The 21,067-nt window shown below is 70.0% G+C and carries 17 protein-coding genes and 1 pseudogene; 7 read left to right on the forward strand and 11 right to left on the reverse strand.

Annotated elements, in window-relative coordinates:
- Nucleotides 1–88: 88 nt before the first annotated feature.
- Nucleotides 89–2,002, reverse strand: a complete 1,914-nt coding sequence (locus QFZ75_RS04555; protein WP_307534016.1) for a GMC family oxidoreductase — start codon at nucleotides 2,000–2,002, stop codon at nucleotides 89–91.
- 476 nt (nucleotides 2,003–2,478) lie between these two features.
- Nucleotides 2,479–2,793: pseudogene (locus QFZ75_RS04560) on the reverse strand (hypothetical protein); the annotation flags it as partial.
- 572 nt (nucleotides 2,794–3,365) lie between these two features.
- Between QFZ75_RS04560 and QFZ75_RS04565 the strand changes: the two are divergent.
- Both QFZ75_RS04565 and QFZ75_RS04570 read left to right on the forward strand, forming a co-directional pair.
- Entirely contained in the window at nucleotides 3,366–4,208 is an 843-nt protein-coding gene (locus QFZ75_RS04565) for an alpha/beta fold hydrolase (RefSeq protein WP_373466024.1), read from the forward strand.
- 161 nt (nucleotides 4,209–4,369) lie between these two features.
- On the forward strand, nucleotides 4,370–5,206 hold the full coding sequence (locus tag QFZ75_RS04570) for an alpha/beta fold hydrolase (RefSeq protein WP_307534017.1): 837 nt from the start codon (nucleotides 4,370–4,372) through the stop codon (nucleotides 5,204–5,206).
- Nucleotides 5,207–5,444: 238 nt separating this feature from the next.
- Here the strand turns inward: QFZ75_RS04570 and QFZ75_RS04575 are convergent, their stop codons facing one another.
- Nucleotides 5,445–5,891 (reverse strand): Rrf2 family transcriptional regulator, encoded by a 447-nt coding sequence (locus QFZ75_RS04575; protein WP_307534019.1) that lies wholly within the window; start codon nucleotides 5,889–5,891, stop codon nucleotides 5,445–5,447.
- A 306-nt stretch (nucleotides 5,892–6,197) separates the two neighbouring features.
- Between QFZ75_RS04575 and QFZ75_RS04580 the strand changes: the two genes are divergently transcribed.
- Nucleotides 6,198–7,121 carry a Tn3 family transposase gene (locus QFZ75_RS04580; protein ID WP_307534021.1) on the forward strand — a complete coding sequence of 308 codons (924 nt, stop codon included), beginning with the start codon at nucleotides 6,198–6,200 and terminating at the stop codon, nucleotides 7,119–7,121.
- A gap of 251 nt (nucleotides 7,122–7,372) precedes the next feature.
- On the opposite strand, the gene QFZ75_RS04585 is transcribed toward QFZ75_RS04580, so the two are convergent.
- The gene (locus tag QFZ75_RS04585) at nucleotides 7,373–7,951 is read right to left on the reverse strand and encodes a TetR/AcrR family transcriptional regulator (protein ID WP_307534023.1); all 579 of its coding nucleotides are present in this window, start codon (nucleotides 7,949–7,951) and stop codon (nucleotides 7,373–7,375) included.
- Between the two features lie 173 nt (nucleotides 7,952–8,124).
- On the opposite strand from QFZ75_RS04585, the gene QFZ75_RS04590 reads away from it, so the two are divergent.
- Together QFZ75_RS04590 and QFZ75_RS04595 are read left to right on the forward strand one after the other, a co-directional pair.
- Nucleotides 8,125–9,273: an NAD(P)/FAD-dependent oxidoreductase gene (locus tag QFZ75_RS04590; protein WP_307534025.1), complete on the forward strand. Its 1,149-nt coding sequence runs from the start codon at nucleotides 8,125–8,127 to the stop codon at nucleotides 9,271–9,273.
- A gap of 500 nt (nucleotides 9,274–9,773) precedes the next feature.
- Nucleotides 9,774–10,073: a hypothetical protein gene (locus QFZ75_RS04595; RefSeq protein ID WP_307534027.1), complete on the forward strand. Its 300-nt coding sequence runs from the start codon at nucleotides 9,774–9,776 to the stop codon at nucleotides 10,071–10,073.
- A 61-nt stretch (nucleotides 10,074–10,134) separates the two neighbouring features.
- On the opposite strand, the gene QFZ75_RS04600 is transcribed toward QFZ75_RS04595, so the two are convergent.
- Both QFZ75_RS04600 and QFZ75_RS04605 read right to left on the reverse strand, forming a co-directional pair.
- Complete coding sequence (locus QFZ75_RS04600) at nucleotides 10,135–10,470, reverse strand: hypothetical protein (protein WP_307534029.1); 336 nt, start codon at nucleotides 10,468–10,470, stop codon at nucleotides 10,135–10,137.
- Nucleotides 10,471–10,689: 219 nt separating this feature from the next.
- Nucleotides 10,690–11,217, reverse strand: coding sequence for a hypothetical protein (locus QFZ75_RS04605; protein ID WP_307534031.1), 528 nt, complete (start codon nucleotides 11,215–11,217; stop codon nucleotides 10,690–10,692).
- A 217-nt stretch (nucleotides 11,218–11,434) separates the two neighbouring features.
- On the opposite strand from QFZ75_RS04605, the gene QFZ75_RS04610 reads away from it, so the two are divergent.
- Both QFZ75_RS04610 and QFZ75_RS04615 read left to right on the forward strand, forming a co-directional pair.
- Entirely contained in the window at nucleotides 11,435–12,253 is an 819-nt protein-coding gene (locus QFZ75_RS04610; RefSeq protein WP_307534033.1) for an IS5 family transposase, read from the forward strand.
- A 73-nt stretch (nucleotides 12,254–12,326) separates the two neighbouring features.
- Nucleotides 12,327–13,144 (forward strand): IS5 family transposase gene (locus QFZ75_RS04615; protein WP_307534034.1). Its coding sequence is split into 2 segments (ribosomal slippage): nucleotides 12,327–12,671 and nucleotides 12,674–13,144, totalling 816 coding nucleotides; the frame shifts between segments, so codons are not numbered across the junction.
- Between the two features lie 141 nt (nucleotides 13,145–13,285).
- Here QFZ75_RS04615 and QFZ75_RS04620 read toward each other — a convergent pair.
- The 5 genes from QFZ75_RS04620 to QFZ75_RS04640 form a co-directional block, all read right to left on the reverse strand.
- Entirely contained in the window at nucleotides 13,286–15,574 is a 2,289-nt protein-coding gene (locus QFZ75_RS04620; protein ID WP_307534037.1) for a lantibiotic dehydratase, read from the reverse strand.
- Between the two features lie 63 nt (nucleotides 15,575–15,637).
- Entirely contained in the window at nucleotides 15,638–15,913 is a 276-nt protein-coding gene (locus tag QFZ75_RS04625) for an acyl carrier protein (protein WP_307534039.1), read from the reverse strand.
- A complete protein-coding gene (locus QFZ75_RS04630) occupies nucleotides 15,910–17,019 on the reverse strand; it encodes a threonine/serine dehydratase (protein ID WP_307534040.1) in 1,110 nt (369 codons plus the stop codon). Before QFZ75_RS04630 ends, QFZ75_RS04625 begins: the two co-directional genes overlap by 4 nt.
- Nucleotides 17,016–18,503 carry an amino acid adenylation domain-containing protein gene (locus QFZ75_RS04635; protein WP_307534042.1) on the reverse strand — a complete coding sequence of 496 codons (1,488 nt, stop codon included), beginning with the start codon at nucleotides 18,501–18,503 and terminating at the stop codon, nucleotides 17,016–17,018. Before QFZ75_RS04635 ends, QFZ75_RS04630 begins: the two co-directional genes overlap by 4 nt.
- Nucleotides 18,503–20,827, reverse strand: a complete 2,325-nt coding sequence (locus QFZ75_RS04640) for a lantibiotic dehydratase (protein WP_307534044.1) — start codon at nucleotides 20,825–20,827, stop codon at nucleotides 18,503–18,505. The genes QFZ75_RS04635 and QFZ75_RS04640 overlap by 1 nt, the downstream gene beginning before the upstream one ends.
- Nucleotides 20,828–21,067 lie beyond the last annotated feature (240 nt).

Here is a 21,067-nt window from a genome sequence, read left to right on the forward strand (position 1 = left end):
GTTCCCCCAATCGTGGGCGGTGGCGGTGGCGGTGTCAGTGCGGTGGCGGTGGCAGGTGTCGCGTTCGACCCGCCGATCTGTTGGCCGTCTAGCTGCGGACGGTGGCCGGCGCCTTCGCGGCACGCAGGTACCTGGCGATGTGGGTCGAACTGCGGAAGGCGAGCGCCGCCATGGTCAGGCTGATGTTGGAAGTCCCGATCGAGGGCAGGCTGCCGGGCCCGACGAGGTAGAGATTGTCGTGGTCCCACGACTGCTGGGTGTGGTCGACCACCGAGTTCGCCGGGTCGGTTCCCATGATGTGGGTGCCCGCCAGGTGGTTGCCGCCCACGATGTTGTACCACTGGCCGTCGTGCTCGACGGCGCTGTAGCTCTGCTTGTCGTACTTGGTCCTGTCCTCGGCGCCGAGCTTCTCGAAGATGTCGGTCGCGAGCTTGCGGGCGAACGCGGCGCCCCGCATGGTGTAGGGCGGGATCTTGAACGACACGACCGGTTTCAGGTTGCCGATGGCGTCCTTGTACCGGTCGTCCACAGTGACCGTGTTGCTCCTGTCGGGCAGCAGGTCGATCATGAAGGCCAGCAGAAGCTGTCGGGAGATCTGGTTCCCAAGTGTCCTGCGCAGCTCCGGCCCGCGCAGGCCCCGTTTGTCGACGAGTTCGACCAGGTCCGTGTAGGGCGAGCCGGTTGCCCACCCCCAGCCGTCGTTGTGGATGTCCACGCCGAATCCGGCCTGGGTTCCGCGGAATCGCCCGCCGCGCAGGTCGGTGATTCCGCTCGTGCAGGTGGTGCCTCGCATCGTGCCGGCCGGCTCGGGCAGCAGGCCCCAGGACAGCAGGTAGGCGTGGTCCATCAGGTTGCGGCCGATCAGCTTGCTGCGGCTCATACGCTGCATGTCGGAGGCCAGCATGAGCCGGGCGTTCTCGATGGCGTGCGCGCAGAGAACGTAGACGGTGCCCTTCACCGTGTACGTCTCGTAACTGTCGGAGTCGAGCGACCGGTAGTTCTTGATGGTGATCCCGGTCACCCGTTGGTTCTGCTCGTCGATCTCGACCTTGGACGCGACGGCCTGCGTCACGATCTTGACGTTGCCCTTGCGGAGCGCCTTGGCCAGCGTCTTTCCCGCGTGGTATTTGGCCTGCACGGGGCAGATCGGGACGCAGTTGGTGTTGCCCTGGCAGCGCTCGCCCTCCTCCACCTGGCTCGTGCTCACCGCGCCGACCGGGACGAAGCCCTTGCCGCCGTCGTACGCGGCGTTCGGCACGCCGTTGCGGGCCTGCGGAAAGCTCCGTACCCGGAGTGTGTAATCGTCGTCCGCCAGGTTGACCCGCATGCCGTCCACGCCTCGGGCGACCGTCTGGTCGAGATAGGACGGCGGCATGCGGTGCATCGGGAACACGTATCCCTTGGGGAAATGCATTCCCAGGTATGCCTGGTCCTCGACTTCGGCGGCTACGCCCAGTTCGGCCTCGGCCTGCCGGTAGTAGGGTTCCAGGTCGTCATAGCTGAGCGGCCAGTTCAGGCCCTGGCCGTACTTGGTCTGCAGGTCGAAGTCCTCGGGAAGCATGCGCAGCGCTTTCCCCTCCCAATGCATGGAGGTGCCGCCGAGAACCCGGGTGAAAGTGGTGTCCGTGCAGTACTTGTCCTCTTGTACGAGGTAGAAGTCGTCTCGGGGCGTGCCCGGATGCACCGGCATGGTGTCGGTGCTCCTGGGCATCCGGGCATTCGGGTTGAACGGGTACGGCGACTGGTTGTCCTTGATGACTGCGCCGTAGAACCGCGACAGGTACGACTCGTACTCGGCGAGGTCCAGGTCCTTGCCGGGGCCCGCTTCGAGAATCAGCACCTTGTGGCCTGCTTGGCTCAGCTGCTCGGCGACGATGGAACCTGCCATGCCGCCACCGACGACAACGGCGTCCCACTCGCCCTGCGCGGCCTCCGCGGCGCTGGTCCGCGTCGCGGCACCGGCTGGGAAGATCGTCTGGTCTGTACCGTCGTAAGATGTCATTGATACCCCTTTTCGCGTCTGGGGTGACCTCACCCCGGTTACGGGCAGAACAGCCCGGCGACGGATCCCACCAGCCGTCAGGACGGATGGTGATCGAATGACTGCCGAAGGCCCGCCACTGCCGCTGCCGCTGGCAAAAGAGAACCGGCTCGGAATCCGAGTTCAAGCTGAAGAACCAAGGCGAGCAGGCATCGCGGCGCCCACCGATGAACCGCTAAGGACTTCCCGTGATCTCCAGTGGGTCCCACCGCCAACTGCGGCCATTCACCGCATTGTTGGCCCGTCCGCGTACGCCGCATACGAGGACCACCCTCCGCTTTCCGATCGACCACGTCTGACGCCGCCCGCCGATCCACCGGGGATTGCGGAAAGGCCTTCAGCACGAGGCTTGCATATGCCGCTGTCATTCCGCTCCATCACAGCGGTTCTTGACGGTGAATCCACCGAACGGGCGTAATCGGGAAGTCTTTTCAGCGTTACCTCTCCAGGGTGAGGACGGCCTTGGCGCTGACGGTCATGCGCTGGGGGCTGATGCGTGGCCTGCGGAAGATCCGCCAGAACTTCAGCCGGGCCGCGCCGCGTTCGACCGGGGACCGGGCCGCGGTCAGGTCGTGGGGACAGCCGGGCAGCGCGGGCGAGATCCGCAGCACCTCGCCGGCAGGATCGGTGACGAACCGGGGTTCGTGCTCGCGCAGAGTCCTGAGCAGGCCCGGCGCGCGGTCGGCAAGCAGGCCGGTCACGGCGGTGACGTACGCGTGGGTGGTGCGGAAGGAGTTTGCGCCTGCGGTCGCCCTCACGGGTGACGATGAGTTGAGGCTTCGAACACCTCCACCAACGGCACGGGAACCTTGTGCATTGTGGCCCTCACCTCGACCTGACCGGCGTCATCCGCCCAGGGGCGCCGGGTGTGGTTCAAGACGCTCTGCCGCAGGTGGCTTTCAGGGATTGGCCGCCCGGCGCCCACGCCCTCGGACGCTTGCCCATTCCCGCCCTCTCACCTTGGTGCGATCGCCGGGTGGCATGCGGGCCCGAAGAGCAGTGGTACCGACCACCACATGCCGACCATCCCCACGTCGCCCCTATCCGTAACCATCTCGACTACGCTTGTGTTAATGTAGCCGCGCCGGTTGCAGAAAGGCGAGATCGCCGCATGTGCGCAGGTGAGAGCGGCGACTCAGGGAGCCCTCGGAACCGACCGGCGCGTCCGACTTCTTGCCGGCACGGCGTTTGCCGACATGTCAGGCGCTGGCGTGTCAGGCACTGTCCGGTCCGCACCTACGGGATGGCAGCACCTGCCGCTCGAAGAATGACACCCTCCAAAATGGCACTCTCCAAGGAGATATGGATGCACATGAAGGCGAAGATGAAGAGTGTGCTGCGCCCCTCCCGCCGGCGTGTTTCCGCGCTCGCGGCCGTCGCGGGGGTGGCTGCCTTCAGCTGGACGGTCATGCCGTCGGCGTCCGCGGCCAAGGCCGAGCCTGCGTCACAGACGGCGAAGCCCACGGTGGTGCTGGTGCATGGAGCCTTCGCGGACTCCTCCAGCTGGAACGGCGTGATCACGCGTCTGCGGCACGCAGGGTATCCGGTCGAGGCTCCCGCCAACCCGCTGCGCGGGGTGGCCGACGACTCGGACTACCTGGAGAGCTACCTCAAGAGCGTGAAGGGACCGGTCGTCCTGGTCGGCCACTCCTACGGCGGTTCCGTGATCAGTGATGCCGCCGCCGGCAACCCGCAGGTCAAGGCACTCGTCTACATCGCCGCGTTCGTCCCCGACAAGGGCGAGACCCTGGCGGAACTCGGTGACAGGTTCCCGGGCGCCACACTGCCTTCGGCCCTCGACGCCGTGCCCTATCCGCTGCCCGGTGGGGGCACCGGCAGCGATCTCTACGTCCAGAAGGACAAGTTCCACGACGCGTTCGCCGCGGACGTACCCCGGTCGGTCACCGACCTCATGGCCGTCACCCAGCGCCCGCTGGCCGCATCGGTCTTCGACGAGAAGGCAACGGAGACGGCCTGGAAGACCATCCCGTCGTGGGACCTGGTCACCACCCAGGACCACGCGATCGCACCGGCCGAACAGCGCTTCATGGCCACACGCGCCCACGCGCACACCATCGAGGTCAACTCCTCGCACGCGGTCGCCATCTCCCACCCGGGCACCGTCACCCGCCTCATCGAACAAGCCGCCCGAACCACCTCCAAGTAACCCTTGGGACATCCGTGCCGATCACGACCCGCCGCCTCCGGCCGTCGGTGAGGTGATCGGCGGGTCCGTCGGAGCGGGCACGGTTGACGGGTGAGTGGAGCAGTCGTTCAGTTCCAGTTCTGGATGCCGGAGCACAAAACACACTGTGGAGGTTGGACGTCATGGGGCGTATCAAGGTCGGCACGGAGAACAGCACCGACATCGAGGTGCACTACGAGGACAAGGGGGCGGGGCAGCCCGTGGTGCTGATCCACGGTTACCCGCTGGACGGCAACTCCTGGGAGGGGCAGACGGCGGCCCTCCTGGACGCCGGCTACCGGGTCGTCACCTACGACCGGCGGGGATTCGGCAAGTCCAGCCAGCCCTCGACGGGTTACGACTACGACACCTTCGCCGCGGACCTGAACGCCGTACTGGAGGCGCTGGACCTGCGCGAGGCGGTGCTGGTCGGATTCTCCATGGGCACCGGGGAAGTGGCCCGCTATCTCGCCACGTACGGCTCGGACCGGGTCGCCAAGGCGGTGTTCCTGGCCTCCCTGGAGCCGTTCCTGGAGATCACCGACGACAACCCCGACGGTGCCGCGCCCGCCTCCTTCTTCCAGGGCGTCTCCGACGCGGTGAAGAAGGACCGCTACGACTTCTTCAACGGCTTCTACAACGACTTCTACAACCTCGACGAGAACCTCGGCACCCGCGTCAGCGAAGCCGCCGTCCGCAATGCGTGGAACGTCGCCGCCGGCTCCGGAGCCATCGCCTCGGCCGCCGCCCCCCTCGCCTGGCCCACCGACTTCCGCGCCGACATCCCCAAGATCGACGTCCCGGCACTGATCGTCCACGGCACCGCCGACCGCACCCTCCCCATCGACGCCACCGGCCGCCGCTTCGCCAAGGCCCTACCCACCGCCCAGTACGTCGAGATCGACGGCGCCCCCCACGGACTGCTCACCACCCACACCACCGAAGTCAACGACATCCTGCTGAACTTCCTCACCCAGTAATCCGCACCTCTGCCTGGTGGGCCGGGTCCGGCTGGTCATCCGCGACCGCATCCTCGTATCCCGCCTCCTCAGGCCCCGCCGCCGACACCCTCATCCCACTCGTCAGCACGGCTCGGGCCGGATCCCTCGGCGAGAAGAGCCTCTCCGCCTCCGCGCGAAAGATCTGCTCCGCACTTCAGGCCCGCCAGGCTTCAGCCCGGCGGGCCTGAAGTGTTCCGGCCGCCACGGAGAATCGCGGTCAGGCGCTCCCCAGGAGCTGCGCCGCCTCCGGGACACCTTGCGAGATTTCCTGCACGGTGAAGTGTCCGAGGGCCGTCGCCACAGCGTGAGCGACCGTACGGTCGATCGAAGCCAGGGACTTCTGGACGGAGCGGCCCATGACGCACGACGGATCGGGGCCGTGCAGTCCGAGTACGGGTTCGTCGCCCTGAAGCACCAGCCACACCTGTTCGAGCGTGATCTGGGCAGGGTCGACCGCCAGTTCCCATCCACCGTTCACGCCGGACCGGGACCGGACCAGTCCTGCGTTCCGCATCGGTCCGAGCACGCGGCGTACATAGACCGGATTGACCTTGGCGCTCTTGGAGAGTTCCTCGGAACTCACGGCGTGGCCGTCAGCGGTGACTGTCAGGATGACCAGTACGTGCACGGCGACGGCGAACTGGGTGTTTGTTGAGCGGGCCATTACCCCATCTTGCCATTTTTGTCACCATCATGGCTACAGGCACCCGCTCGGGGACGGCACGGCCTTCCACGCCCCCTGCACCGTCGGCAAGTGGGCCGTGCGCGGGCCCGCCAGGACGGCCCGCGCCGGAGCTGTGGCGGGACGACATCCACCGCGAGGTTGCCATCGTCCGTCGGCCGGGCCGGACCCCTCCGGTCGAGGACGGACCGGCCGCCTTGCCGGCGGCCGGTCATCTGGGTGGCCATGCCCCGCTACGCGAGCCCGGCACGGCCCAACTTGTTGGCTCTCTTCGCCTTGGGCACGAACATGAGCATCCGTGCCGTCGTGGCGACCGGTGAGCACGGCGAGACCGAAGCCGCGCTGCGGCACGTGCGTCGGCACTTCATCACCCTCGACAACCTCCGCGCCGCCGTGACGCAGCTGGTCGATGTCACCTTTGCGGCCCGCGGCACCGCGTGGTGGGGCCGGGGAACGGTGTGCGCGTCGGACTCGAAGAAGTTCGGGTCCTGGTCCTCGAACTTCATGACCGAGTACCACGCCCGCTACGGCGGCAACGGCGGCAACGGCGTGATGATCTGCCGGCCCGTCGAGCGCAAGAACGTCTGTATCTGCTCCCAGCCCAAGAGCTGTTCGTCGTCCGAGGTCGCGGCGATGATCGAGGGGCTGCTGCGACATTGCACGGACGCCGAGATCGAGTCCGACTACGTCGACACCCACGGCGCGAGCGTCGTCGGGTTCGCCTTCACCGAGCTGCTCAACTTCCGCCTGCTGCCGAGGCTGAAGAACATCGGCAGCATCCGCCTGTACCGCCCCGACGACAGCCCGCCCGGCCGGCCCGCTCTCGGCGCCTCACTGACGCGGCCGATCCGCTGGGAGCTGATCGAGCAGCAGTACGACCAGATGGTCAAGTACGCCACCGCACTCCGGCTCAGGACGGCGGAGGCCGAGCAGGTGCTGCGACGCTTCACCCGCGGCGGCCCCAAGCACCCCACCTACCAGGCCCTCGAAGAACTCGGCCGCGCCGTGCGCAGGGTCTTCGCCTGCGACTACCTCGCCGGCCCCGGCCTGCGCCGCGAGATCCACGGCGGGCTCCAGGTCGTGGAGAACTGGAACAGCGCGAACACCGTGCTGCACTACGGCAAGGAGGGCGCCCTGACCGGCCCGGACAAGGAGCACGCCGAGACCTCGATGCTTGCCTGCACCTGCTGCAGTCCGCGCTCGTCCACGTGAACACGCTGCTGGTGCAGTAGATCCTGGCCGAACCGGCGTGGGCTTCGAGGCTCTCGGATGAGGACCGGCGCGGCCTGACCGCGTTGTTCTGGTCGAACATCAACCCGTACGGCACCTTCCGCCTGGAGATGGGCACCCGGCTCGACCTTCAGCCGGCAGTCGTCGTGCCCGGCCCCGCACCACTTCGGACATCGCCGAGCGGGTGGCCCCCGGCGGTGCGGGGGCGTTGACCTCCTTCGCCGCGTGATCCGTTATACGGCGGCGCCCCAGCCGTTCTGGAGAAGGGCGAAGGCGGCATCCACGGCGCGCTCGGGGTCGTCGGTGCGGTGGGCGAAGGCCGATGCCTCCAGAGCGAAGTGGGCAAGGGCGGCGCACCGGTAGTCGTCGGGCCGGCTCCCGGTGGCTTCGCCGATGGCACGGGCGAGGGCGTCCTGGTGGCGCATCCACATGCGGTGCCCGTACTCGCTCAGGGCCGGCGTGTTGTTGACGAGGTGTACGAAGGAGGCGAACCGTGCATCCCTGTTGTCAGCACTGGTCCGTACCCGCTTGATGTGCGCGCACAGCGCCTGGGGGATGCTCTGGCCTTCCGGCCGGTCGCGTACGGCGGCGACGAGGCCGGCCTCCTGCTCGGTGTCCTCGTCGAAGACGAGCGCTTCCTTGGTAGGGAAGTACTTGAGCAGCGTGGTGGTCGACACGTCCACGGCGTCTGCGATGTCGCGGATGGTGACGTTGTCGTAGCCGCGTTCGAGGAACAGGTTCAGGGCGGTGTCGGCCAGCGCCTGGCGGGTGGCGGCCTTCTTGCGCTCGCGGCGCCCCACGGTTGCAGTCATGTTTGCATCATAGAGAAAAAACTCCGACTTAAAAAGTTGACTGGTTGCACTTTTTGAGTGAGTGTGTTTTTGTGTTCGCGGCTGGCGAGGCGATGTCCTGGCCCGCACCCGCCAGCGCATAGTCCTTGCCCCTCGACAAGTTCAAGCGCATCAGCATGAGAGAAGGCGTCACTGTGAATGCCACCACCCCCCGTATCGCGATCATCGGAGCCGGTCCCGGCGGACTGACCTGCGCCCGCATCCTCCAGCGGCACGACATCCCCGTCACGGTCTACGATCTCGGCGCTTCTCCCGCTGCCCGCGACCAAGGCGGCACCCTGGACATGCACCCCGACACCGGTCAGTACGCCCTGCGTGCGGCCGACTTGCTGGACGACTTCCTCGCCCTGGCCCGCCCCGAGGGCCAGCAGATGCGGGTGGTCAGTGCCGACGGCCGGATTGTGTTCGACGGCATCCCGCCCGAGGCCGACACGACCGAGGGCAACCCCGAGATCGACCGCGGCCGACTGCGCAACCTCCTGCTGGACTCCCTCAAGCCCGGCACCGTGCACTGGGCCCACAAGCTCACCCGCGTCGAGCCGATCGGCGATGGCGGCCACCGCTTGCACTTCACCGACGGCGCCACCACCGACGCCGACCTCGTCATCGGCGCCGACGGCGCCTGGTCCAAGGTCCGCCGCCTACTGACGGATGCGACGCCCCTCTACACCGGTGTCACCTTCGTCGAGACCGGTTTCAACGACGTCGACACCCGTCACCCCCGCCTCGCGGCACTTACTGCCGCCGGCACCATGATGGCCCTCCACAACCAGCAGGGCTTCGTCGCCCAGCGCAACAGCGGCGGACACATCCGCGTCTACATCGCCATGCGAACCGACGAGGACTGGCACCAGCAGGCCGGGCTCGACCTCACCGACACCGCTGCCGTGCGCGACGCCCTCCTGGACCGCTTCGCCAACTGGAACGACCGCATGCTCGGCTTCATCACCGACACCGACACCGGTTACCTCAACCGCCCCCTGTACGCCCTACCCGTCCCACACACCTGGACGCACACGCCCGGCCTCACCCTCCTGGGCGACGCCGCCCACCTCATGTCCCCGTTCTCCGGGATGGGTGCCAACCTCGCCATGCTCGACGGCGCAGACCTTGCCCAGGCCCTCGTCGGCAACGCCACCATCGACCAGGCCGTCACCGCCTACGAGAAGATCCTGCTGCCGCGCTCCGTCGAAGCCGCCGAAGGGGCAGCGGGGGCCATCGACGACGCCTTCAGCCCCGACGGCGCTACCCAGGTCCTTGCCCACATGACCCAGCACCACTGACCAATCACCCGCGTGCACTTGTGCAGGCTCCCGGGCCGGAGAAGGAGACCGGGTTCCATAGGTGGTCGCTCGTGAAACACCATGCCGGGCGGCGGTCCACCCGTGGCGGTCATGTTTCATGAGTTGTTGCAAACGACTGGACGTCTGAAACAGCCTCATGAAGCAGTCAGATCCGTGAGCGATGACTTCAAGCGCGTGGAATCGCACGCCTGCCCAATGTCCACCTGTGCCGTCCCGGCGGGCTCGCCGTGCCGGACCGGCAAGGGCGAAGTGGCCATCCAGTACCACACCGCCCGCTTCCGGCTCGTGCCCCAACTCGCCAAGGCGCTGAACGTGCCGACCCCCGCCGTGCGTAAGCCGGCTCGGCGTGGACCGAGCTACCCCGGCCCGCGGGCGCCGGCGCCGAGCCGGTCGGGCACGTCCGACTCGGGTACGCCCGCGCCTCGACCGCCCGGCAGTCCCTGGAGGCACAGAAGGGCTCGCACGATCCTTCCGGCATCGTGTTCACCGTGCTGGCTGCCATGTCGGGCATGGAGCGTGAGTACATCCGCGACCGCACCCTCGAAGGCCACGAGTCCGCCCGCAAGCGCGGCAAAACCATCGGCGGTGCGGGCGTCACCGATGGCGACATGCTGTCCATGGCCCTCCACCTGCGCGACCAGGAGATGAGCCTGCGCGACATCGCCAAGCGGCTCGTCATCACCACGGGCACAAAGAAGGGACAACACCCCTCACCCGCCACCGTCATGCGCATGCTGCGCGAGCACGACGAACAGGCCGTAGCGGCAGCGAGCGCATGACCACGATCACCAGGCCCCGGCTCCTACTTTGCGGCTGGTGTCTGAGCTAGGACACCGGGGCCTAGGTGCGGCGGAGCGCGTCCAGATGGTCATGGGCGGGGGAACGGCCGCGCTCTGTGTAGCGCTCGGCGAAATCGGTCAGGGCATGCCGCAGGACTGCCGGGGTGCCGGGAAGGCCGCGTTCGTCGTCGGCCAGGTCCTCGTTCCGGGAGGCCTGCCGGGCGTCGAAGCGGGTGTCCTTGAGGGCCACCGCGATGGCGCCGGCGTCCATCCCCTTCGCCCGGCGCCGTACGACGCGGCGGCCGATGCGGGCGGGGTCGACCGGCTCGCGGGGTACGGCGACGCGCGGAGCGAGCGGACGGCCGATGGTGCGCCGGGACGGCCAGGGCGTGGTCATCTTCGGTCTCGCATCCGTGGTGCGGACTCAGGAGCGGGCCGTCGTCAGAGCGCTGTACGGCGGCCCGCCGATACTGAGCCGAAGCGCGATAGTTGTCACCGTTGTTCCACCGAACGCTTGGAGCTGCACAGCAAGCCCTGGCAGGTCAGCCCGGTGTGTCTGGGCGTCAACATGGCCCGGCCGCCCATGTTGACGCCTGGCTACCCGCGGCCGGTGGGATCAAGCGGTTACATCCGAATCGGGAGCGTACGGTTCGGTCTCCGCCCAGGCAGGTGGTCCTCCGAGCTGCCAGTCGAGCGGCGCTTGGGAGCCGTCCAACGAGACGCGGGCCGCGTTCACGAAGCGCAACTGCCCTGCGGCAAGAGCCTCCTGCGCCTCCCGCAGTTCCTCTCGTGTCTTCGGGGAACGGACGACCAGTTCCGCGAAATGGCCGACAGTGCTGGTCAACTCTGCAGCCGCTGCCGCCACCTCTCGGGTGGCAACAAGGCTGAGCGCGACCAGCGCCGCGTTCCACGGTGCCCAGTCGAGCCGGTGAGGCCGGTCCGCGAGAAACGCCGTACGAAGTTCGATCTCGACTGCGACGAACTCCCGCAGGAACGTCGCATACGTGGCCGTCCGGTTGTCCCTCACCCACTGCTCGTTCTGGCCTCGGCGCCCGACGACGCCACCTGCAAAGACACCTACGACCGTGGCGGCAACACCGCCCGCAGTCGAGATCACTATCTCCCACGGGACCGTCAAGGCCATCCCCCCGTACTTCTTGGACCCACCCGAGGATCGAACCTAACCGATCAGGCAGATGCCGCCCCTTGACACCAGCGCTCGACACCGTGCCGAACACAGGCGCCCTCTCCATGCATTTGCCCGAAGTCGTCACGCTGCGTAAGACCATAAGCAATGGATCAGAGCCCGTTCTCGTGGATTAAGACGATGTCCTATGTGGCGATCGCTCGTTGTGCTGTGTATGGGGCGAGGTACGTGGAGTTGGATTGTTCCGGATGGGCTGTGGGAGATCGCGGAGCCGTTGATCCCGCCGTCGAGAGTGCGGCCGCAGGGCGGCGGAACGCAGGACACGCCTGATGAGACGCTGTTCGCGGCGATCATCTACGTGCTGGTCAGCGGCTGCGCCTGGCGCCAACTGCCGCCCTGCTTCGGCATATCGAAGTCAACCGCGCACCGCCGGTTCCTGATCTGGTCCAGAGCCGGTGTGTGGGGCCGCCTGCACGAAGCCGTGCTGCACCAGCTCGACGACGCCGGCCTCACCGACGTCACCCGCGTCGTCCTGGACACCGCTCACGTACGCGCTAAAAAAAGGGGCGAACACACAGGTCCAAGCCCCGTGGACCGGGCAAAGCCGGGCTCCAAGATGCACATCCTGTCGGACGCGAACGGACTGCCCCTTCTCGTCGGCATCTCCGCGGCGAACGTCCACGACAGCGAAGGACTGAAGCCCATGGTCGAGGGCCGCCAAACGAGACACGACCCCCACAACGGCCGCCACTTCAAGCCCCAGCGTCTCCACGCGGACAAGGCCTACGACATACCTCACCTGCGGAAATGGCTGTCGGGAAAGCACATCGGCGTGCGGATCGCCCGCAAAGGCATCAAGTCCAGCGAAAGGCTAGGGCGCCGCAGGTGGGTCATCGAGCGAACCATGAGCTGGCTGTCCGGCTACCGCAGACTCAGCCCCCGCTACGAGCGAAACCCCCGCAACTACCTGGGCTTTCTCGGCCTCGCCGCCGCCCTGTGCTGCTACAAACGGCTCGTCCGACTCACCACATAGGACACCGTCTAACTGGCTCTAACAAAAGCTGCTGATCATGAGACTGTCGGTCTCTCTGCTCGTATGTCTGGGTATGGGAAACCGTCAGTCGCGGCCGTGGATCGTGTCGGACGAACTGTGGTCGTTGATCGAGCCGTTGCTACCGAACCCGGGCCCGAAGAAGGCTGAGGGCAGACCGCGGGTGCCGGACCGGCAGGCCCTGTCCGGGATCCTGTTCGTCCTGCACACCGGCATCCAGTGGGAGTACCTGCCCCAGGAGCTCGGCTTCGGCTCGGGGATGACCTGCTGGCGGCGCCTGGCGGCTTGGAACAAGGCCGGCGTCTGGGACCAGCTCCACCATCTGCTGCTGAACGAGCTGCGGTCGAAGAACCATCTGGACTGGGGCCGGGCGGTGATCGACTCCTCGCATGTCCGCGCGGCCCGACGGGGCCCAAAAGCGGTCCCAGCCCGGTCGACCGCGCACGTCCGGGCAGCAAGCACCACCTCATCGTCGACGGGCAGGGCATCCCGCTCGCGGTGTCGCTGACCGGCGGCAACCGCAACGACGTCACCCAACTCCTGCCCCTGCTCGACAAGATCCCCGCCGTCGCCGGGGTTGTCGGCCGGCCCCGCCACCGGCCCGACGCACTGCTCGCCGACCGTGGTTACGACCACGACAAGTACCGGCGCTTGCTGTGGCGGCGCGGGATCCGTCCCGTGATCGCGAAGCGGGGCGAGTCTCACGGCACCGGCCTGGGCGTCTTCCGCTACGTCGTCGAACGCACGATCGCCTGGCTTCACGGCTTCCGCCGCCTACGCATCCGCTGGGAACGACGCGACGACATCCACGAAGCATTCCTCGGCCTCGCCACCTGCCTGATCACCTACCGCCACGTCCGACGCCTTTGTTAGGACCTCTAAGAGCTCAGGCGGTTGCGTCGGCCGGGGAGCCGGCACTGGGCCGGCTCCCTGTCCTGCTGCCCTGGCCTCGGTACGGATGCCGGCCACCTGACCACTGCTTCTGACCGGACCACTCGGGGGCAGGTGTGTGGTTCAGGTGTTCTGCTCCGTGTCGAAGGCCACGAATCGCAGCTCGGACGTGTACCGGCGCCCTTCGTCGTCGGTCAGCCAGGTCTGTTCCGGCGTGGGCAGCATCTCGGTGACGGTGAACGTGCCGTCCGGGTCCCTGCGCGACAGCCGGCGCAACGCCTTCGCGAGGATCGTGACGTAGACGGGGCTGTCGAAGTCGACGTAGAAGGGCCGCGACTCGGTCGGGAGGACGACGAACACATGGCGCGGCAGGTCGAGTCGGGTGCGCCAGTGACGGGCGCGGACGAAGCGGCGGGCCTCGTCCTTGTCGTCGGCGAACTCCGCGTCCGTGGCGGGCAGCCGCCAGGTCTCGCGGGCGACCACCATGCGGTCGAGGGTCACCCGGGGGGTGTGGTCCGCCTGCGGCAGCAGTTGGAAGAGGTCCATCGCCAAGGTGGTCAGAACGTGGGAGAAGACGTCCACCGCCGGGAAGGTGGAGCCGTCCGGGAGCCGGACGAGGAGGTCGCCGTCGCGCTCCTCGACGGTGGCGTCGGCGCTGCGGACGGCTCGGGGGCGGGCGGGGTCCGCCGTGAAGTCGGCGAGGGCGACCTGGTGGTCCTCGGGGCGTACGAGTGCGTGACGGACCCGGACGGACAGGCGCGAGCGGTGCTCCTTCGGGATCAGGGGCATGAGGCGCGGACCGGGGTGGTCGCGGGCGGTGAGGCTGAGCAGTTCGCCGGCGTCCGGGTGCTGGTGGGTGAACAGGGAGGCGCCGAGCGTGTTGGCGGCGAGGTGCAGTTCGCCGAGGACGAGGGTGAAGTCGCCGCGGGCCACCGACTCCGCTCCATCGGCGGCGATCATCACGTCCGGACTCAGATAGCGGGCTGCCGTCCAGCCGCCGCCCGCGCCGGCGAACACCTCCCCTACCTGTGCCTCGATGTCCGCCGCCGCTACCGTCACTCGGCGGGCGTCCCGGGGGACTGCCAGGATGCGCTGCCAGCGTGCGGCGAACTCCCGTTGGAGCTCGGCGGCGGTGGTGCGGGCGGCGCCGTGCAGCACCGGCAGGCACGCGAACCAGAAGGACGCCAGATCGACCTCGCCCTCGGCGGCGAGACGGTCGTACTCGCGCCGCGCCTCGGCCGTCACCGTCGCGGCCAGTCGTGAGGTGAGCCAGGAGGCGCTGTCCATCAGCAGTCGCAGCGGGCGCAGTGCGTCGAGCACGGCGGGCCCCAGGCGAGCGGTGGCGGACCGGCGTGTGTCGGAGTACACCAGCGCCCGGCAGGGGGCCGTCGACGCGGACTTCTCCCGCACGGCGGCCGTGGCAGTCAGCTCGGTGAAGTCCTGTTCCAGCTCCGACATCGCCTCGACCAGGGCGTCCACGTCACGGGCCGCCGCCACCTTCGCCCGGCCCCGCTCCAGCCGGTCCAGTGCGGCGAGCCCGCGCCTGCGCGGTTCGGGCGCGCCGACGGAGTCGAGCCAGGCTCGCAACGCCCGGTCGGGGTGGGTGCCCGCGGGAACCTCCAGCCGCCACGCCACCCAGCGGCGGGCAACCAGGTCGGCCAGGACGGCGGGTACGTCGGTGTCCGGGAGTTCGGCGGTGATCTGCCGGGCCGGCCGGACGCCGTCGCAGCGGGCGAGGACGGCCGCCGTCTCGGCGGACACGGTCACCGGGCGGCGGCCCGGCACCCGGACGCGGTCCCCGTCCAGTGCGACGAACGGCACCCGCCGGGGTGCGGTCCATTCACGCAGACCGGGGTCGGCGTCCAGCGTCTTGGCCACTGCGTCGATGCCCCAACTGGCCCAGTAGACGGTGGAGTCGGCGATCAGTCCGGAACCCGCGTCGACGGCGGCGCCCGGTGTCGTGGCGTCCCAGCGGCCCCAGCCGACGGGGCCGAAGAAGCCGATCGTGTCGTTCTTCACGCAGAACCGCTGCCAGTAGTGCGCGACCAGTTCCTCGCGCTGGCGCGGCATGCTGCTGCGGCTGTCCACGCCCGGCGTCCAGCGCAGGAACGGCGCGATGCCGGAGGTGAGGACCGGCCGGTTCTGCCAGGCCACCGCCTCCCGGAAGGACGGCATGCGGGCGATGTCCTGCAGGGTGTGCGCGCTCTCCACGGCGGCGTCCGCGAAGAGCCGGGCGAACTCCGCCCAGCGGGCGCCCTCGAGAGCGTCGTCGGCGGCGAACTTGTCGGCGGCCTCCGCCAGTCCGGCCGGTGCCAGGCGCAACACCCCGTCGGCGGGGAAGCCCGGCCCCCGCAGGGCGAACTGCTCCCACAGCCGCCAGCGGCCGAGGGACGGCACGAAGTCTTCGGTCATGGCACGGCTCTCCTTGGCGAGCGTGGGTGGACGGTCCTTGTCCGTGCTGGAACGGTGGGACGTTCAGGCGGCGCCGTAGTCGGCGTCGACGACCGCGGCCAGGTCGAGCGGCGTGGGGTAGGCGAAGACCAGGGAGACCGGGACGTCCGCACCGAGCGACTCCTGGAGGCGGCCGGTGATCTGGAAGGCGGTCAGCGAGTCGCCGCCCGCCTCGTAGAAGTCGGTGTCCTCGGTGAGGTCGGGCAGGCCGAGCACGTCCTGGAAGATGCCGACGAGCAGGTCGACCGTGGTGAGGGACGTGGCGGCGGTGGCGGTGGCGGTGGCGGTGTTCGAGGTCATGACGTGTGCTCCTTCGTGTGTGTGCCGGTGAGCGGGTCGTTGTGTGTGCCGGTGTGCCGGTCGGGGCGCGGGTGGCAGTGCGGGTCCGTGTGCGGGTCGGGGCGGGTGGGGTGCAGGGCGTGCAGGCGGGCGGGGGTGTTGCCGCCCGAGACGACGACCACGGCCTGTTCCCGACGGTCGGCGCGCAGCGCTCCGGCCAGCGCCACGGCGCCGCTGGGTTCGGCGTCGACGCCGTGCCGGTGCAGCAGGGCGGTGGCGGCGAGGATCTCGTCGTCGCCGACGGCGATCAGGTCGTCGACGCGGTTCTGGATGATCGGGTAGGGGACTCGTCCGGGACGCTGGCCCCGCAGCCCGTCCGCGACGGTGGTGCCGGGGGGCAGCTGGACCGGGCGGCCGACGGCGAGGGAGCGGGCGTAGCGCGGGGTGAGGGCGGGTTCGACCCCGACCACCCGGACGGCGCGGCCGGTGGCGGCCAGGCACACGCCGGCGAGCAGCCCACCCCCACCGGTGGGGACGTAGACCGTCTCGGTGCCGGGGGCGTCGGCGAGCAGTTCGCTGCCGGCCGTGCCCTGCCCGGCGACCACCAGGGGGTGGTCCGAGGACGGGACGAGGACGGCCCCGGTTTCCTCCGCGATGGCCCCGGCGCGTTCCTCCCGCTCGGCCACCCCGCCGCCCACCCGGACGATCTCGGCGCCGAACGCCCGGATCGCGGCGGCCTTCGCGGGGGCCACGCCGGCCGCGACGACGACGGTCAGCCGGATCCCCAGGGAGCGGGCGAGCCGGGCGAGAGCGATGCCGTGGTTCCCGGACGAGCCGGTGACGACCCGGTCGGCACCCAGGGCGAGGACGGCGTTGGCGGCGCCGCGGGTCTTGAACGAGCCGCCGAGCTGGAGGTGTTCGGCCTTCAGCAGGAGCCGCGTACCGTGCGCCGCCGTCACCGGGCCGCGCAGCAGGGGGGTACGGACGATGTACGGGGCGATACGGGCGGCGGCCGCTTCCAGGTCGGCGGGGCCGAGGTTGTCGGGGCCGAGGTCGAGGGGGTCGAGCCGGTGGGTGTTGCCGTACCGCACGGCACCGGTGCCGAGGCCCAGATCGGTGGCGGTCATCGGCTGCTCCCGGCGACCAGTCGGCGACGGTCCGCCTTGCCGCCGCGGGTGGTGGGCAGCGTGTCGAGGCGCTGGAACCGGCGTGGCATCAGGTGGGGCGGCAGCGACCGGGCGAGGTGGCCGCGCAGGGCCGCGTCCGTGGTCCCGGCCAGGTCGCCGGTGACGTGGGCAAGCAGGTACCCGCGTCCCCGGTCGTCGGTGTGCGCGGTCACCACGGCGCCCGTGATCCCCGGGTGGGACAGCAGGACGCCCTCGATCTCGGCCGGGTCGACACGGTAGCCGCGGATCTTGACCTGGCGGTCGGTCCGGCCGGCGTAGTGCAGTCCTCCCTCGCCCCACCAGCCGAGGTCGCCGGTGCGGTAGAGGCGGGCGCCGGGCGCACCGAAGGGGTCGGGAACGAAACACTCGGCCGTACGGGCCGGGCGCCCGCCGTAGCCGCGGGCCAGGCCCACTCCCCCGATGTACACCTCGCCCACCGTGCCGTCGGCGACCGGCTCCAGCGCCGCGTCCAGAATCCGCACGACGGTACCGGCCCGGGGCACGCCCACGAGGTCGCCGGAGGGGTCCGGTTCGGCCGGCACGCCGTGGCGGGTGGTGGTCATCGTGCACTCGGTCGGGCCGTACTGGTTCACGAGCCGGCCGGGCACGAGCGTGCGTCCGCCGGCGGCGAGGAACGGCCGCAGCGACTCACCGCTGGAGGCGGCCAGGACCACACCCGCCAGTGGATCGGCGAGTCCCGGCGCCCCGGCCAGGTGCGACAGGAAGGAGGGGGTCACACTGAGCAGCGCCGTCACCCGGTGCTCGCGGACGGTACGGGCGAACTCCTCGGGCCGCAGCAGCCGGGCCCGGTCCACGATCACCAGCCGCGCCCCGGCCAGCAGCGGCGCGAAGGTGTCGCGGATCGAGGCGTCGTAGCCCAGGGGCGCCGTCTGCAGAGCCACGGTGTCGGCTCCGAGGCCGAACGCGCGGGCGGTGTCGCGCAGGTAGACGTCGAGGGAGTGGTGTTCGATCAGGACGGCACTGGGCTCCCCGGTACTGCCCGAGGTGTGGCTGACGTAGGCGAGAGCACGGGGGTCGACCGACGGCGGTGGTAGGGCGTTCGTGGGTGCGGGCCGGTCCAGCAGCACGGTGGGCAGGGCCAGGCCGAGGAGGGGGGCGTGCGCGGACGTGGTCAGCAGCAGGCGGGCACCCGCACTGCGGACGAAGGCCGCCAGCCGGTCCTGGGGCTGCCCCACGTCCAGGGTGAGGAAGGCGGCGCCGCAGCGCAGGACGGCCGCCATAGCCGCGACCGCGTCGGTGCCGTGCTCGACGGCGACGGCGCACACCGTTTCCGGCCGGGCGCCGTGGGCCCGCAGGAGCCGCGTGATCTCCTCGACGCGGGCGCCGAGCCGGGCGTACGTCACCTCACCGGCCGGTGTGGTCAGCGCGATCCGCTCCGGGTCGCGGGCGGCGTGCGCGGCGATGTCGTCGGCGACCGTACGCATCAGTCCTCCCCCACGCCGGCGACGGTCTGGTCGACGGCCACGAAGCGGAGTTCGGAGGTGTAGCGGCGGCCCTCGTCGTCGGTGAGCCAGGCCTGCTCGGGGGTGGGCAGCATCTCGCTGACCTTCAGCCGTGCCCCGGGGTCCTTGCGGGCGAGCCTGCGGGCCGCCTTGGCGAGGATCGTCGTGTACACGGGGCTGTCGAAGTCGACGTAGAAGGGGCGTGGTTCAGTCGGTGAGACGACGAACACGAACCGGGGCAACTCGTGCCGCCGCTGCCAGTGCCGGGCCCGGACGAACCGGGCGGCCTCCGCCTTCTCGTCGGCGAAGTCCACGTCCGAGACGGGCAGTCGCCAGGTCTCCCGGGCCACGATCATGCGGTCGATGGTGATGCGCGGGGTGTGCCGGCCCTCCGGACGGAGGGTGAAACGGTCCATGACACGCTGGGTGAGGGTGTTGGCGTACACGTCGAGAAGGTCGTGGGCGGTGCCGCCGGGCAGCACGGCGGTCAGCCGGCCGTCCCGTTCCTCCACCCGGACGTCGGCGCTCAGCACCGTGCGGGGACGGTGCGGGTCACCCGTCTGGTCGACCAGGGTCACGTAGTGGTCCTCGGGCCGGTCGAGCGAGGGCCGGCTGCGCGTGGACCACTTCAGCGGCAGCTCCTTCGGCAGCGTGGGCAGCAGCCGCGGCCCGGGGAAGTCGCGGGTGGTCTCGGCGAGCAGTTCGCCGCGGTCCGGGTGCTGGTGCACGAACAACGAGGCGCCCATGGTGTTCAGCGCGCAGTGCATCTCTCCGAGGACGAGTTGGACGTCGCCACGGGCCAGGGCGGCGTCGTCCTCGGCGACGACCAGGACGTCGGGGCTGATGTACCGGGCCAGCGACCAGCCGTCGCCCGGTTCGTCGAACTCCCGCCGTACCCGTTCGGCCAGCTCGGCCGTGCTCAGCCGTACCCGGCGCGCGCCCGGCGGAAGGCGAAGGACGCGGGCCCACTTGGCGCGCAGCTCGGCCTGGGCGGCATCGATCAGATCGCCCGCCTCGGGGTGCGGGGAGGGCAGGGTGTGCAACCACATCGAGGCGAGGTCCACCGCTTCGCCGCCCGCGCTCAGGCGGTCGTACACGGTATGCAGACGGGCGCGGATGTCCTCGGCGAAGCGGTTCGTCATCCAGCGGGCGGCCGTCAGGCACAGCTGCAGGGGCTCCAGGTGGGCAAGCAGCCCGGCGCCTGCCGTGGCCGTGGCCGCCCGGCGTGCGTCGGAGTACACCAGCCCCCGGCAGGGGGCGGTGCGTTCGCCCTTGGCGCGCTGGGCCTCGCTGTCGGTGAGCGCGGCGAAGTCGGCTTCCAGGGCGCCGATCGCGGCGGTCAGGGCGGCGGCGTCGAAGCGGGCGGCACGTACGGCGTCCCGGCCACGTTCCAGTACGGAGAGCCTGTCCAGCGCCCGTTCTCGTGCTGTCTCGTCGGGGACGCGCTCCAGGATGCGGCGCAGCGCGCGGTCGGGGTAAGTGTCCGCGGGCACCTCCAGCCGCCAGTGCACCCAGCGGCGGGTGAGCAACTCGCCGACGGTGTGCAGCACCTCATCGGCGTCCAGTCCCAGCTCGGCGGCTATGGCGTCCGCGTGCCGGATGCCGTCGCACCGCTCCAGCACGGCGAGTTGGCGTGCGCCGGCCGGCTGTACGGGCCGTCCGGGGACCCGTACCTCGCCGTCTACGCACCGCACGAAGGACACCCGGCGCGGCGGGATCCAGCGCATCAGCTCCCGGTCCTCGCCGAGCACCTTCGCCAGGGCGTCGATCGCCCAGGCGGAGAAGTACACCTCCTGCGTGTCGAGGAAGTCGTCACCGGCGTCCACCGCGACGGCTGCCGGCTCGGACAGATCCCAGCGGCCCCAGCCGACGGGGCCGAAGAAGCCGATCGTGTCGTTCTTCACGCAGAACCGCTGCCAGTAGTGCGCGACCAGTTCCTCGCGCTGGCGCGGCATGCTGCTGCGGCTGTCCGCGCCCGGCGTCCAGCGCAGGAACGGCGCGATGCCGGTCCGCAGGACGGCGGGGTTCTGCCAGGCGAGGGCCGCCTGGAAGCGGGGCTGGGCGGCCACCTCCTGGAGGTGGCGGGCGGTGTGCACGGCGGCCGCGGACAGTTCCTCGGTGAAGGCCTGCCACTCGGGCCCGGACAGGTCCGTGCCGGGGCCGAACTTGTCGGCGGCCTCGGCCAGTCCGGGCGGAGCCAGGCGCAGCACGCCGTCGGCGGGGAAGCCGGGGCCGCGCAGCGCGAACTGGTCCCACAACCGCCAGCCTCCGCCCGGCAGCAGGACAGGTGCTTGCTCGTCCGACATCGCGTGCTCCTTCCGGAAGGGGGTGCGCGGGAGTCCCGCTGCCCGGCCGGGACGGGTGCCGCCGCCGGGCTGCCGGGCGCCCCGGCCGGACAGCACGGTCCCGCACCGCGGTCACGGGTCACCAGAGAAGAACCGGCAGCAACGCGCGCCACGGGTGCGGCGCGTTCGTCCCTGACCCCGGGCGTCGCCCCCGGGCACGCTGGCAGCGTCGGCCCCTGACCTGTGGCCGGCCTCATCACC

The sequence above is a fragment of the Streptomyces sp. V3I8 genome (assembly GCF_030817535.1).
Lineage (GTDB): Bacteria > Actinomycetota > Actinomycetes > Streptomycetales > Streptomycetaceae > Streptomyces.

Bases quoted from the DNA above. Each gene is read 5' to 3' on its own strand.
- QFZ75_RS04555 (WP_307534016.1), bottom strand. From the start codon at position 2,002: ATGACATCTTACGACGGTACAGACCAGACGATCTTCCCAGCCGGTGCC.
- QFZ75_RS04605 (WP_307534031.1), bottom strand. From the start codon at position 11,217: ATGGCCTTGACGGTCCCGTGGGAGATAGTGATCTCGACTGCGGGCGGT.
- QFZ75_RS04585 (WP_307534023.1), bottom strand. From the start codon at position 7,951: ATGACTGCAACCGTGGGGCGCCGCGAGCGCAAGAAGGCCGCCACCCGC.
- QFZ75_RS04635 (WP_307534042.1), bottom strand. From the start codon at position 18,503: ATGCGTACGGTCGCCGACGACATCGCCGCGCACGCCGCCCGCGACCCG.
- QFZ75_RS04640 (WP_307534044.1), bottom strand. From the start codon at position 20,827: ATGTCGGACGAGCAAGCACCTGTCCTGCTGCCGGGCGGAGGCTGGCGG.
- QFZ75_RS04625 (WP_307534039.1), bottom strand. From the start codon at position 15,913: ATGACCTCGAACACCGCCACCGCCACCGCCACCGCCGCCACGTCCCTC.
- QFZ75_RS04610 (WP_307534033.1), top strand. From the start codon at position 11,435: ATGGGGCGAGGTACGTGGAGTTGGATTGTTCCGGATGGGCTGTGGGAG.
- QFZ75_RS04570 (WP_307534017.1), top strand. From the start codon at position 4,370: ATGGGGCGTATCAAGGTCGGCACGGAGAACAGCACCGACATCGAGGTG.
- QFZ75_RS04600 (WP_307534029.1), bottom strand. From the start codon at position 10,470: ATGACCACGCCCTGGCCGTCCCGGCGCACCATCGGCCGTCCGCTCGCT.
- QFZ75_RS04580 (WP_307534021.1), top strand. From the start codon at position 6,198: ATGAGCATCCGTGCCGTCGTGGCGACCGGTGAGCACGGCGAGACCGAA.
- QFZ75_RS04620 (WP_307534037.1), bottom strand. From the start codon at position 15,574: ATGACCGAAGACTTCGTGCCGTCCCTCGGCCGCTGGCGGCTGTGGGAG.
- QFZ75_RS04630 (WP_307534040.1), bottom strand. From the start codon at position 17,019: ATGACCGCCACCGATCTGGGCCTCGGCACCGGTGCCGTGCGGTACGGC.
- QFZ75_RS04565 (WP_373466024.1), top strand. From the start codon at position 3,366: ATGAAGAGTGTGCTGCGCCCCTCCCGCCGGCGTGTTTCCGCGCTCGCG.
- QFZ75_RS04575 (WP_307534019.1), bottom strand. From the start codon at position 5,891: ATGGCCCGCTCAACAAACACCCAGTTCGCCGTCGCCGTGCACGTACTG.